11 protein-coding genes are annotated in these 12849 nt (G+C 70.0%); 6 read left to right on the top strand and 5 right to left on the bottom strand.

Annotated elements, in window-relative coordinates:
- Window positions 1–4 precede the first annotated feature (4 nt).
- Window positions 5–667: a type 1 periplasmic-binding domain-containing protein gene (locus tag Acy02nite_RS47215; protein ID WP_203742622.1), complete on the bottom strand. Its 663-nt coding sequence runs from the start codon at window positions 665–667 to the stop codon at window positions 5–7.
- A 163-nt stretch (window positions 668–830) separates the two neighbouring features.
- On the opposite strand from Acy02nite_RS47215, the gene Acy02nite_RS19820 reads away from it, so the two are divergent.
- From Acy02nite_RS19820 to Acy02nite_RS19810, 3 genes are all read left to right on the top strand, one after another.
- A complete protein-coding gene (locus Acy02nite_RS19820) occupies window positions 831–2018 on the top strand; it encodes a HupE/UreJ family protein (protein ID WP_239175029.1) in 1188 nt (395 codons plus the stop codon).
- Window positions 2019–2155: 137 nt separating this feature from the next.
- Window positions 2156–4117, top strand: coding sequence for a purple acid phosphatase family protein (locus tag Acy02nite_RS19815; RefSeq protein ID WP_203742621.1), 1962 nt, complete (start codon window positions 2156–2158; stop codon window positions 4115–4117).
- A gap of 75 nt (window positions 4118–4192) precedes the next feature.
- Window positions 4193–5386 (top strand): WxL protein peptidoglycan domain-containing protein, encoded by a 1194-nt coding sequence (locus Acy02nite_RS19810; RefSeq protein ID WP_203742620.1) that lies wholly within the window; start codon window positions 4193–4195, stop codon window positions 5384–5386.
- Between the two features lie 90 nt (window positions 5387–5476).
- On the opposite strand, the gene Acy02nite_RS19805 is transcribed toward Acy02nite_RS19810, so the two are convergent.
- Both Acy02nite_RS19805 and Acy02nite_RS19800 read right to left on the bottom strand, forming a co-directional pair.
- Entirely contained in the window at window positions 5477–6418 is a 942-nt protein-coding gene (locus tag Acy02nite_RS19805; protein ID WP_203742619.1) for an ABC-2 membrane transporter-related protein, read from the bottom strand.
- Window positions 6415–7128, bottom strand: coding sequence for an ABC transporter ATP-binding protein (locus Acy02nite_RS19800; RefSeq protein ID WP_203742618.1), 714 nt, complete (start codon window positions 7126–7128; stop codon window positions 6415–6417). Before Acy02nite_RS19800 ends, Acy02nite_RS19805 begins: the two co-directional genes overlap by 4 nt.
- Before the next feature lie 107 nt (window positions 7129–7235).
- Here Acy02nite_RS19800 and Acy02nite_RS19795 point away from each other — a divergent pair, with 107 nt between their 5' ends.
- A complete protein-coding gene (locus Acy02nite_RS19795) occupies window positions 7236–8354 on the top strand; it encodes a sensor histidine kinase (protein WP_239175027.1) in 1119 nt (372 codons plus the stop codon).
- Window positions 8351–9037 carry a response regulator gene (locus Acy02nite_RS19790; protein ID WP_203742617.1) on the top strand — a complete coding sequence of 229 codons (687 nt, stop codon included), beginning with the start codon at window positions 8351–8353 and terminating at the stop codon, window positions 9035–9037. The genes Acy02nite_RS19795 and Acy02nite_RS19790 overlap by 4 nt, the downstream gene beginning before the upstream one ends.
- Before the next feature lie 286 nt (window positions 9038–9323).
- Here the strand turns inward: Acy02nite_RS19790 and Acy02nite_RS19785 are convergent, their stop codons facing one another.
- Both Acy02nite_RS19785 and Acy02nite_RS19780 read right to left on the bottom strand, forming a co-directional pair.
- Window positions 9324–10529: a pyridoxal phosphate-dependent aminotransferase gene (locus Acy02nite_RS19785; RefSeq protein ID WP_203742616.1), complete on the bottom strand. Its 1206-nt coding sequence runs from the start codon at window positions 10527–10529 to the stop codon at window positions 9324–9326.
- A 123-nt stretch (window positions 10530–10652) separates the two neighbouring features.
- Window positions 10653–11318: a TetR/AcrR family transcriptional regulator gene (locus tag Acy02nite_RS19780; protein WP_239175025.1), complete on the bottom strand. Its 666-nt coding sequence runs from the start codon at window positions 11316–11318 to the stop codon at window positions 10653–10655.
- Window positions 11319–11395: 77 nt separating this feature from the next.
- Here Acy02nite_RS19780 and Acy02nite_RS19775 point away from each other — a divergent pair, with 77 nt between their 5' ends.
- Window positions 11396–12826 carry an MFS transporter gene (locus Acy02nite_RS19775; protein ID WP_203742613.1) on the top strand — a complete coding sequence of 477 codons (1431 nt, stop codon included), beginning with the start codon at window positions 11396–11398 and terminating at the stop codon, window positions 12824–12826.
- Window positions 12827–12849 lie beyond the last annotated feature (23 nt).

The following is a 12849-nucleotide window of genomic DNA, read 5'->3' as shown; positions in this document are numbered from 1 at the left end:
GGGGTCAGCGGAGCCAGACGATGATGCCGGTGACCTTGTGCAGGACGGCGGCGACTCCCGCCCGGACGGCGTTGCCGCAGCGTTCGGCGGTGAAGGACGCCGGGTCGTAGGTGGAGGCGGAGCCCAGGCCCTCGCCGCGGAAGGACGCGCCGGCCCAGTCAGCGGCGGTGACGTTGCCGGTCGGCTCGGCCAACTCGGCGCCGACGACCAGGAACTGCTGGTCCAGGTGGCTGGCGGTGACGATCGCGAGCGGGTCGACCAGTGAGTCGCCGGCGCTGACGATCAGATCGGGGCGAAGCTTGATCGCCTCGCTGATGCTCGCGATGGGGTCGTGGGCGCCGGCGACGATCGTCCGCAGATCGGCCTTCTCGCTCCGGGCCCACTCGTTCACGGCGGTGACCAGCGCTTTCGTCGGCGCGTCGTCGCCGACGGTGAGCAGCACCACGCGGTAGCCCTCCGGCGGGTGCACGCCGGACCACGAGCCCGGGGCCGGCGTGATCGTGCTCTCCGGCGCGGGACTGGCCGAAGGGGCGAGGAAGCCCGGGCCGAGGGAGCCGACGGGGGTGGGCGCGGCGTGGGGCTCGGACCATTCGTCGCCGGAGCCGCAACCGGTGATCAGCATGGCGGCCGCGGCGAGTGTGGCGACGGCCCGGAACGGGTGGCGCAAGGTGGGTCTGCCTCGTGGTGGGGGGTGGTGACGCCCCTTCCTACACCGGATCCGTGGCGTATCAAGACCGGTGGACCACCTTGTCGCCAGTGGTTCGCCTACCGTCTCGATCTTGTTCACCGGAGACGTGCACGGTGCTCAGGCCACATCCGAAGGAGCCACCGTGTTGCGCCGTGCCATTGCCACCGCCGTCCTGGGGGTCGCCGCCACGGCGACCGTCCTGCTGAGTGCCGAGCCGGCGCTCGCCCACGGCTTCAGCTCCACCGTCTACGTCGACGTGACCGCGGGAGACGCCGGTCACGTCCGTACCACGGTGGAGCTGGAGTACGACCTGTTCATCGTCTCGGCCGCGGACTACGAGAAGGACGACCCGCTGTTCCGGGCGGGGACCGACGCGTTCGAGGCCGAGGACGACGCGGCGATGGGGGCGGCGCTGAACGCGCACCGGGACTCCGCCGTCAGGTACGTCACCGAGCGCCTCGGGGTGAAGTCGGCGGGCGCGGCATGCACCGGCACGCCCGTCGGGGACTTCGTCATGGAGGTGCGCGAGGCTGTTCCGTACGCCAGATTGGTCCTCGACTGGAATTGCCCGCAAGCCTCGGACGCGCACGAGGTGCACAGCGGGCTCTTCCCGGACACCGAGACGTATGTCAAAGGCGTCAAGACCATCGTCACCTACGAGCTGGACGGCCGGACCGGCAGCGCGGCGCTCGACGCGAACAAGCCGTCCTTCTCCACCGGGCAGTCGTGGGAACAGCGGTTCGGCGAGTTCTTCCTGCTCGGGGCCGAGCATCTGCTCACCGGCATCGATCACATCCTGTTCCTGCTGGCACTGATCGCCGGTTCCCGCCGGTTGCGGGAGATCGTGCTGGCCGCGACCGCGTTCACGGCGGCGCACTCGGTCACGTTCATGCTCGCGGCGCTGGGCCTGGTCGACGTGCCGGCGTCGGTGGTGGAACCGATCATCGCGCTCTCCATCGCGGTGGTCGCGGCGTGGCATCTGTGGCGGCTCCGCACTCACGTGCCCGACCTCCCGCCGGGCCGCGGCCTGGATCGTGCCGGGTGGACCCGTCTGGGCGTGGTGTTCCTGTTCGGGCTGGTGCACGGTCTCGGGTTCGCCGGGGCGCTCGGCATCGACGAGGCCTTCTCCTGGACGCTGCTGTGGTCATTGCTGGTGTTCAATGTCGGCATCGAGGCGGTCCAGCTCGGTGTCATCGCCGTGGCCTTTCCGCTGCTCATGCTGCTGCGACGTAGGTCACGGCGGGCCGGGCTGTGGACCACCGCCCTCATTTCGGCCGGTGTGTCCGTGATGGGGCTGGTCTGGTTCGTGCAACGGATCACGCAGGGCTGAGGTCTTCCGGTGGGTGCCACCGATGCTCTTGATCTTGTTAACTCCCGGTTCATCCGACCGGACCAGCTTGATCTCGCTCCCCAGAACTTTCTCAGCGGGAAGCCATCTCTCTCATCCGGAACAAGGAACGGACACCGATGAGAACCAACCACTCGAAGCAGGCCTCCGGGTTTGCTCGGAACCGTGTGGCCGCAGGGGCCACCGCGGTCTTCCTCGGCATGGCGGTTGCCCTCGGCAGCGGCCTTGTCACCCCTGCGGCCGCGGCGGACAGCTCCGTCTCCGCGGTGATCCTCGGGGTGGGCGCCAACGAGGCGCAGCGCATCGTGACCTGGTACTCCAGCGTGGACACCGCGCAGCAGATCCAGGTCGCCCCTACCGCTTCCCTGGTCAACGGCGAGTTCCCGGCGAACGCCGTGACCTTCGCCGCGACCGGCGCCGCGAACATCGCCACCAGTGGTGGGTACAACCGGCACGCGACGATCACGGGCCTGCGGGAGAACACCGCGTACACCTACCGGGTGGGCTCCGAGGGCGCCTGGTCGTCGGCGTACCAGTTCAAGACTCAGGACTTCGAGGGCGACTACGACTTCCTGTTCTACGGCGACCCGCAGATCGGCGCCTCCGGCAACCTGGCCAAGGACCAGGCCGGCTGGGAGGACACGCTGGCCGTGTCGACCGCCGCCAACCCCAACGCCGAGCTGCTGGTCTCCGGCGGCGACCAGGTCGAGACCGCGAACACGGAGTCGCAGTGGAACGCCTTCCTGGCCTCCGACAAGCTGCGTCAGTACCCGTGGGCCGCGACCATCGGTAACCACGACGTCGGTGGCAAGGCGTACGAGCAGCACCTCTACACGCCCAACACGGACCGGTCGACCTCGTACTACGCCGACAACTCCGGCGCCACGACGTCGGGCGGCGACTACTGGTACATCTACAAGGACACGCTGTTCATCGACCTGAACAGCAACTCCTACGACAGCAACAAGGGCGGCGGCGACGCGGCCCACGTCGCCTACGTGACCGACGTGATCAACAAGCACGGTGGCGACGCGAAGTGGACCGTGCTGGTCTACCACCACTCGATCTACTCGGCCGCCTCGCACGCCAAGGACGGGGACAACAAGGTACGCCGGGTGGACTTCCCGACGACCTTCTCCAAGCTCGGCGTCGACCTGGTGCTGCAGGGCCACGACCACGTGTACACCCGCAGTTACCTGATCAAGAACGGTCAGAAGGCAGACCCGGCCGAGCAGCCCGGTCAGTCCGAGGTCTTCGCCGGCCCCGGCGGTGTCCTGTACGTGACCGCGAACTCGGCCTCGGGTTCCAAGTACTACGACATCACCAAGCCCGACTCGAGCGGGACCAGCGGCGCGGGCAACGGCCCGGACCCGCTGAAGCCGGAGAACTACTGGTACAACTCCGTGCAGAACCAGGAGCACGTGCGGTCGTACATCAAGGTCGAGGTCCGCAACGACAAGCTAGTCGTGGCGGACGTCCGGAGCGGCACCTGCGCCGCCCCGAACGCCGCGGTCGAGCTGGGCAGCTCCTGCTCCAACGGCTCGGACAAGGGCGTCGGCACGGTTGTCGACAAGGTGACGGTGCACCCGTACCACGGCGACAACCAGGACATCCAGGTGAACGTCCCGACGCTCGCGCCGGGTGAGTTCGGCTGGACCATCGACGGCAAGAACGGCCTCGTCGACCTGGGCACCGCCACCGCGGACGAGGCGTACAACCTCGCCGCGAACGGCAAGATCAACCCGATCAAGGTGTCGGACAGCCGGCGCACGCTCTCCCCGTGGTCGATCTCGGCCAACGTGGGGGACTTCACCGACGCCGGCAAGAGCATCGCCGGCTCGGCCCTGGGCTGGACGCCCTACCTGGTGTCCAACGGCGCCGGCGCGAACCCCGGCCCCGCTGTCGCGAACGCGGTCGACAACGGCAAGGGCCTCGCCGAATCCAGCGTGCTGGGCTCGGCCGCGCAGGGTCACGTCCGTGGCTCGGCGACGCTCGGCGCCTCCCTGAGCTTCAAGGTCCCGGACAGCGTCGACAAGGGCAACTACCGCACCACCCTGACGATCACCGCGCTGAGCAGCTGATCGTTCGACCGGAAGTGGGAGCGGGCGCTGCTTCTGGCGGCGTCCGCTCCGCCGTACCCCCTCAAGGATCTCGACATGCGTCTCAGTCTCGCCGGGCGGACCTCCGCACTCCGTAAAACCGCCTCCGCGGTGATCGGGCTCAGCTTCGTGGCCGCTTGCGCGGTCGTCGGCCTCGGTGCCGGCCCCGCCCTGGCCGAGGGCGATGACGTCACCTGGGCCGTCCGGACCGCCTCCAACACCTACGGCAACGACCGTTCCAGTTACAGCTACGCCGTGAACCCCGGCGGGTCGGCCGAGGACGGGCTCGTCGTCGCGAACAAGGGGGACACCCCGCTGGCCCTCGCGGTCTACGCCGCGGACGGGCTGACCACCTCGACCGGGCAGCTGGACCTGATCGCGCGGGACAAGAAGTCCACCGGGATCGGCATCTGGGTCGCGGCGGACACACCGACCGTCACCGTGCCGGCCGGGAAGACCGTCGAGGTGCCGTTCAAGGTCACCGTGCCGGCGAACGCCACCCCCGGTGACTACGTCGGTGGCATCGTCACGTCGCTGACCGCGCCTGATGCGACGGCTCAGGTCAACGTGGAGCGTCGCCTCGGCATCAAGATCAAGCTGCGGGTCGGCGGCGCGCTGGTGCCCTCGCTCGCTGTCGAGGACCTGAAGGTGGCCTGGTCCGGCGCGGCCCTCGCGCGCGGCGACGCGACGGTCACCTACACGATCCACAACACCGGCAACGCGGTGGAATCCGCGAAGCAGGCCGTCGCGATCACCGGCCCGTTCGGCCGGCTGCGTACCGAAGCTGGCGCCATCGCTGCCCCGCCGGAACTGCTGCCCGGCGAGAGCTGGAAGGTGTCCGTGCCGGTGCACGGCGTGGCCCCGGCCGTGCTGCTCACCGCGACCGCCGAACTGACCCCGATGGTCACCGACGAATCCGGCTCGACCACGGCCCTCGCCCCGATCACCGCGACGGCCCACGTGTGGGCCCTGCCGTGGACCCTCACCGTGCTGCTGATCGTCCTGATCGTGGCCGTGATCGCTCTGATCTGGCTGCGGCGCCGCAGCCGCGTCCGCCGCAAGGCCCGCGAGGAGGCGCGGATCGCGGAGGCCGTCGAACAGGCGCTCAAAGCGAAGTCCGCCTCCACCGATTCCTCTCCGGGGGCGTCTGCCCCCAACGGCTCCTCCACCGGGGACGTCGCTCCGGTCGGCGAAGGCCGGCGCGTGACGGCTCCCGCTTCGCCGGGAGCCACGGCGTCCGACGACGCCTGACCGATCCGTTTCCCCGCTCGGCCCGCGCATCAGAGGTGCGGGCCGGGCGTATTCTCTCTGACGCATCGCGTCTCCCCGTGTTCAGTCTCGCTAGTGGGCCGCGCCCTGAATTCGCCAGAGGCCGACCGCTGCCAGCAGCAATGCCAGGCTCAGGTAGAGCACGGACTCCAGCCACTGGAACGTCCAGTAACGGCTCACCGGCTGGTAATCGACGTCGACGTGCAGGTTCAGCGCGGCGAGGCAGTCCGGAGCCTTGTCGAGCGAACCCGCCACGCAGACGCCGTAGGTGTCGTCGGAGACCCGGGAGCCGTCCGCCGTGCGCAGCTCACTCGTGTTGATGACCCAAGCGCCGGGCATTTTCAGCCCGGAGATCTCCGGATGCTGCCCCAGGAAGCTCAGATTGCGCACCACCTCGGCGGTGATCGGCACGGACAGGCGCTCGGGTGCCATCAGGTGAGGGCGGATCACGTTCGGTATGAGCGCCTGAGTCATGACGAGCACCACCAGGGTGACAGCCATCGCGGGAACGGTCCGCCGGATCAGCAGACCGGCAACGGCCCCGAGGACCAGGGCGAACACCCCGTACGCCACGGGGGCCAGATTCCTCGTACCGAAGAAGATCGTGGAGAAGCGGTCTCCGGTGAACCGGTCGAGGGGGCCGGCCGCCCAGGTCAGCAACGCGCTCACCAGAGCACCGGTGATCACCGCGGCGAGCCCGGTCAGCAGCAGCTTGACGGTCAGCCATCGTCGCCGGGTGATGCTCTGGTTCCACACCAGGCGGTGCGTGCCCGTCTCCAGCTCCCGAGCGGCCAGCGGCGCGCCCCAGAACAAACCGATCAGCGCGGGCGTCAGCAGCAGCACCGCGTCCAGCAGATAGACCCGGCCCTGGAACTGCTCCCGCAGCTCGGCGCCGGAATAGTCACCGCCGCGGATCTGCCGGCCGAGCACCACCAGGCAGCCCGCCAGCAGGATCAGCGCGAACGCCGCGACGAGAGCCTGGGCCCGGAACTGCCGCCAGCTCAGCCAGATCATCGGACAGCCTCCTTGAGGTAGGCCAGCACCAGCGACTCCAGCGAATCCGCGCCGGTGACCAGGGTGTCGACGTCGCCGGCGACCCTGACCCGGCCGCCCGCCAGGACGACCAGGTGGTCACAGACCCGCTCGACGTCGCCGAGCAGGTGGGACGAGAGCACCGCGGACGCGCCCAGCTCGGTCACGGACTCCACCAGGTCGCGCAGGAACGCGTCACGGGCGAGGGGGTCGAGAGCCGCCGCCGGCTCGTCGAAGATCAGCAGCTCGGGCCGCTTGGCGACGGCCAGGGTCAGGGCGAGCTGGGCGCGCTGGCCGCCGGAGAGCCGGCCGGCCTTCTGCCCGGGACGCAGGCCGGAGCGCTCCACCCGGCGGCGGGCGAGCGCGGCGTCCCACCGGGGGTTGAGCCGTGCGCCCAGACGCAGGTGCTCCTCGACAGTAAGAGAGGAATAGACCGGGGTGTCCTGAGCGACGAACCCGACCCGGGCCAGATGGGCGGCGGTCGCGCCGGGCCGGTTGCCGAGCACCTCCAGGGCGCCGGCGGTGGGCTCGATCAGGCCGCAGGCGAGCTGCAGCAGCGTGGACTTGCCGGCGCCGTTCGGCCCGACCAGGCCGGTCACCCGGCCGGCCGGCACGTCCAGGTCGCAGTCGGTCAGGGCTAGGTGTTTGCCGTATCGCTTGGTGAGGCCGGCGGCCTTGAGCACGGAGGACATGCCGACCATCGTGCTGATCCGGGCGGCTCCGCACACCCTTCCAAAGAGGGGGTGGGCAGTACTTTCGGCCGGTACGGCAGCCCGGTGCCCGCCGTACTGTGTCGGCTGTGGAGATTCGCGGACGGCTCGTCGAGATCGCGCTGGGCACCGTGATGGTGGTCGCGGTGCTGCTGACCGCTGCCGCCATCGCGACCACCTGGGGTGGGTGGTATTGGTTGTTCGGTGCGGCGATGGGGTTGTGCCTGAGCGCGATCGCGCTCGCCCGCCGTCGAAAGCCGGTCGTCGCGGCCACCGTCGGCCTGGTGACGGCGATGGCCGCGGTCCTCGTCGCGCGCCTTGCCGGTCTTCCGCGGGAGCCGGGGCCGGCCGGGATCCTCGCGCTCGCGGTGCTGGTCGGGATGGTGGTGCGGAGGAGTTCGTACTCCAAGGCCGTGGCCGTCGTCGCCGGCGCGCTGACAGTGGTCTTCCTGGTGTTCCTGGCCAGCCGGCCGGTGGGCGGTGAGGTGAACGTGGTGGCCGCGCTGAACGCGTTGGGCTGGGCCGGGGCGATCGCGACCGGGCTGGCCCTGCGCCTGGCGGATCGCACGAAGAAGGAGACCGAGGAGAGGGTACGTCGTGACGAACGCCTGGCGCTGGCCCGCGAACTGCACGACATGGCGGCTCATCATCTGACCGGGCTCGTGGTGCAGGCCCAGAGCGCGCGGATCCTGGCGCGGAAACGGCCCGGCGAGCTGGACGAGTCCCTTCAGGAGATCGAGAGCGCCGGGTCGGATGCGCTCACCGCCATCCGCCGGGTGGTCGGGCTGCTGCGCGACGACGATGCGGAGCTGTCCGCGCAGTCGGCGCCGGAGCAGGTGCGTGAGCTGGTCCGGCTTTTCGAACGGCACGGGCCACCCGTGCGGCTCGACCTGCCGCAGGAGACGGAGCGCTGGTCGCCGCGGGTGACCGGGACGGTTCATCGGGTGGTGCGGGAGTCGCTGACCAACATCGCGCGGCACGCTCCACAGGCGAGCGAGGTGGACGTCACCGTCGAACAGGACGACGGGAGCGTCCACGTGCGGATAGCGAACGACGGAGCGGCCACGGGGCTTCCGGCGCGGTGCGGGGGATACGGTCTGATCGGCATGCGTGAGCGGGTGGAGGCGCTGGGCGGCACCTTCCGGGCCGGCCCACGCGACGACACGGGGTGGCTGGTCGACGCCAGGCTCCCGGCGGCCGACCGATGACGATCAGGGTGCTGATCGCGGATGACCAGGAGATGGTCCGCAGGGGTCTGCGCGTGATCCTGGACGACGAGCCGGAATTCGAGGTGGTCGGCGAGGCCGGGGACGGGATCGAGGCGCTGCGGCTGGCCCGGCGGCTGCGGCCGGATGTCTGCCTGGTCGACATCCGGATGCCGGGCATGGACGGGGTCGAGGTGACCCGTGCGCTGGCCGGCCCCGGGGTGCGGGATCCGCTGCGGGTCGTGGTGGTCACGACGTTCGGTGAGGACGAGTATGTCGACGGCGCGCTGCGGGCCGGGGCGGCCGGGTTCCTGCTCAAGGGCGCCAGCCAGCAGCTGCTGGTCGAGGCGGTCCGAGCGGCGCACAGGGGCGAGGCGCTGATCTCGCCGGAGGTGACCGCACGCCTGGTGCGGGAGCTGAACGCGACGCGGCCGGCTCCCGGAACGATCCGGCACAGCCTCACCGACCGGGAGTTGGCGGTGGCGCGGGAGATCGCTCGCGCGCGGACAAATCCTGAGATCGCCAAAGTCTTGTTCATCTCGCTCAGCACGGTGAAGGGACATGTGGCATCGATCCAGAACAAGCTGGGGCTGTCCAACCGGGTCGCGATCACCAACTGGGTCCGCGACAACGGCCTGAGCGGCGAGATCCCGGCCCCGGGCCGGGTGAGCCCGGGTGCCGAATGAGCCCCGGGCCGCAGGCAGAGTGAGCCGCGAACTGGGCGAGCTGCGCGGGCTGGGGTGAGCCGCGGGCTTGGTGAGCCGCGGGTTGGGTGAGCCGCGGGTTGGGTGAGGCGCGGGCTGGGTGAGCCGCGGGCTGGGTGAGCCGCGGGTTGGGTGAGCCGCGGGCAGGGTGAACTCCGGGTAGGGCGGGCCGCTGGCAGGGCGAGTTCCGGGTCGGGTGACCTCGAACCGGGCGAGCCCGGGACGGGGTGCCGGCCCGGATGAGCCCTCCCCGCGGCCCGCGCCCGGGTTACTGGTGGTACGTGGAGAGGAACGTGCGGATTCGGGAGACGGCGTCGTCGAGGACATCGGTGGCGGCGAGAAAGACCAGGCGCAGGTGGTCCGGGGTGTTCAGATTGAAGCCGGAGCCGTGCGAGATGAGCAGGTGCTGCTGTTCGAGCAGGTCCATCACCAGGCGCTCGTCGTCGTGGATCTTGTGGACCTCGGGGTCGAGCCGGGCGAAGAGGTAGAGGGCGCCGGCCGGTTTCACGCAGTCGACGCCGGGGATGTCGACGAGGGCGCGCCACGCGTGGTCGCGCTGTTCCACCAGGCGGCCACCGGGGCGGATCAGCTCCTCGATGCTCTGGTAACCGCCGAGCGCCGTCTGGATCGCGTGCTGGGCCGGCACGTTGGGGCAGACGCGCATGTTGGCGAGCAGTTGCAGCCCGTCCAGGTAATCCGACTCGGCGCTGTTGAAGCCGCTGGTCGCGAGCCAGCCGGAGCGGAAACCGGCGGCCCGGTAGACCTTGGACAGGCCGCCCATGCTGACCACCGGCACGTCCGGCGCGAGGGCGGCGAGCGTGTGGTGCGTTGCTCCGTCGTACACGATCTTGTCGTAGATCTCGTCGGCGAAGATCAGCAGACCGTGCCTGCGGGCGAGCTCGATCATGCCCAGCAGCACGTCCTGGGAGTAGACGGCGCCGGTCGGGTTGTTCGGGTTGATCACCACGAGCGCGCGGGTGCGTTCGGTGATCTTCGACGCCATGTCCTCCAGGTCGGGCGCCCAGTCCGCGCTCTCGTCGCAGCGGTAATGCACCGCCCGGCCGCTGCACAGGTTCACGGCGCCGGTCCAGAGCGGATAGTCGGGGCTCGGCACCAGCACCTCGTCACCGGTGTCGAGCAGCGCCTGCAGCACCATCACGATCAACTCGGAGACCCCGTTGCCGAGCAGCACGTCGTCCGGCTGCACACCGGTCACGCCGAGCGTCTGGTAGTGCTGCGCGACCGCGACCCGCGCCGAATAGATGCCGCGCGCGTCGCTGTACCCCTGAGCGGCCACGATGTTCTGCACCACGTCGGCGACGATCGGCTCCGGCGTGGCCAGCCCCCACGGCGCCGGATTGCCCAGGTTCAGCTTGAGGATCCGGTGCCCGGCGGCCTCCAACTCCTGTGCCCGGCGCAGCACCGGGCCACGAATGTCGTACCGGACGCTCTTCAGCCGCTGCGCCTGCCGCATCGGACCTCCTCCACGAGACGTAGGTCCGATGCTAGGCGGTGCTTCGCAGCGCGGCCGCAGCCCCGGCCGCGCCGCGAAACACCACCTGAGGCGTGTTGACGTCCGGCCGGGCCTGCGGCGTGGTCAGGAGCGCTGCGCGGCCATCGTCTCGACGGCGGACATCAGCAGGTCGATGCCGAAGACGTAGTACCGCTCGACGTCGGGTGCCCGCCTGTAGGTCTTCGCGAATTCGATCATCATCGGGAACCTGTCGGCCGGCAGGCACTCCATCTGGATGCGCTTCTGCCGCCGCCACTCCTCGGCCTGCTCGGCCGGCACGTTCGCCGGGCAGTCCGGCTGCGAGGCGACCAGGCCCATCGAGCCGGTGAGCAGGTACATCGCGATCCAGTACGCCTCCTCGACGTCGAACCCGGCGTCGGCGAGCAGCGCCAGGGTGTCGTTGGTGGCGCGGGTGAAGCTCGGCGTCTGCGTTTTGTCGGTCGAGTGCAGCAGGTCCGGCAGGGACGGGTGGGCGCGCATGACGCCCACCACAGTCTCGACGATCGCGCGGAGTTGTTTCTGCCACGGATCGCCGGCGCTGCGGTCGGCCCGGACGTCGGTCAGCACGTGGTCGACGATGCCGAGCAGGAGCTCGTCCTTGTTCTTGAAATGCCAGTACAGCGCCATCGGGGTCACGCCCAGCTCCTTGGCCAGGCGACGGATGGTGATCGCGTCGACGCCCTCCTCGTCGGCGAGGCGCAGGGCGCGCTCGGCGACGGTCGCCCTACTGAGTCGTTCCGCTGGGGTCACTTGACAACCATACAACGTACAGGTCTCATGTACGAGGTACATGTACGTCGTACAGGTACGCCGTATAGGGGGAGACTGTGGAAAAGAACCGCCGGTGGTGGGCGCTGGTCGCTGTCGCGCTCGGCACCTTCATGACGTACCTCGACAACAACGTGGTCAACGTCGCGTTGCCGAGCATCCAGCGCGAGCTGGGCCTGAGCATCTCCGGGCTGGAGTGGATCACCAGTGCGTACATCCTGGTCTTCGCCGGCCTGCTGCTGGCCGGTGGTCGTCTCGGCGACGTCATCGGCCACCGGACGGTCTTCCTGTCCGGCCTGGGGATCTTCACTGTCGCGTCGCTCGCGGCCGGTCTCGCCGGCAGTCAGGAGCTGCTGATCGGCGCCCGGGCGGTGCAGGGCATCGGCGCGGCGCTGCTCTCACCCGCGGCGCTCGCGCTGATCCAGGAGTTCTTCCCGGATCCGAAGGAGCGCGGCACGGCGATCGGCATCTGGGGCGCGGTCGGCGCGCTCGCCCTCGCGATCGGCCCGCTGACCGGCGGGGTCCTGGCCCAGCACGTCTCCTGGGGCTGGATCTTCCTGATCAACCTGCCGATCGGCGTGGCCACCTACGCGCTGTCGATGATGACGATGCCGCGCGGTGCCCGGCAGAACCACCAGAAGTCCATCTTCCGGAAGATGGACCCGTTCGGCCTGGTCACGTCCTCGGTCGCGCTCTTCGCCCTGACGTACGGCCTGATCGAGGGCGACGCCAAGGGCTGGACCTCCGGCACGATCCTCGGATCCTTCGCGGTCGCCGCCGTCGCCGCGATCGCCTTCGTCGTCCAGCAGGGCCGCACCGAGGACTCGATGGTGAACCTGGCCTTCTTCCGGCTGCGCCTGTTCACCGGTGGTCTGCTCGCCATGGGTCTGTGGGCGTTCGGAGTGTTCGGCATCTACTTCTACATGGCCATCTACCTGCAGAACGTGCTCGGCTTCTCGCCGACCGAGGCCGGCGCCGGTTTCGTTCCGCTCGCTCTGATCACCGCGGTCGGCGCGATCCTGGCCCCGCGCTTCGAAGCCCGCTTCGGCGTGGCCCGGGTGACCGCTTTCGGTCTGCTGGTGATGGGCGCGGCGATCGCCGGCATCGCGCAGTACGGTGAGGGCACCCGATACCTCGACCTGCTCCCGTGGTTCGCGCTCTACGGCGTCGGCGGTGGCCTGCTGATCCCGCTGAGCAACGTGGTGATCGGCGCCCTGCCGAGCGACCGGGCGGGCATCGCGTCCGGCATGCTCAACGTCTCCCGCGAGGTGTTCGGCCTGCTCGGCGTGACGGTGCTGGGGGCGATCCTGAGCAACCGGGCCGGCGCCGCGACCGGCACCGAGCTGCACCGCTACCTGGCCGGCTATCAGTTCTCCCTGCTGGTCGCCGCGGTCCTGATCCTGGTCGGGGTCCCGGTGAGCCTGTGGATGCTGCGCAGGGCAGAGCCCGCGCCGGAGCCGGCGGTGGTCCCTGTGCTTGAGACGGTCTGACGCTGCGTACGGGAGAGGTCGGC

Source organism: Actinoplanes cyaneus, from assembly GCF_016862095.1.
Taxonomy (GTDB): Bacteria; Actinomycetota; Actinomycetes; order Mycobacteriales; family Micromonosporaceae; genus Actinoplanes; species Actinoplanes cyaneus.
The sequence above is the reverse complement of the archived record's forward strand: the minus strand, read 5'-3'. Positions and strand labels throughout refer to the sequence as shown.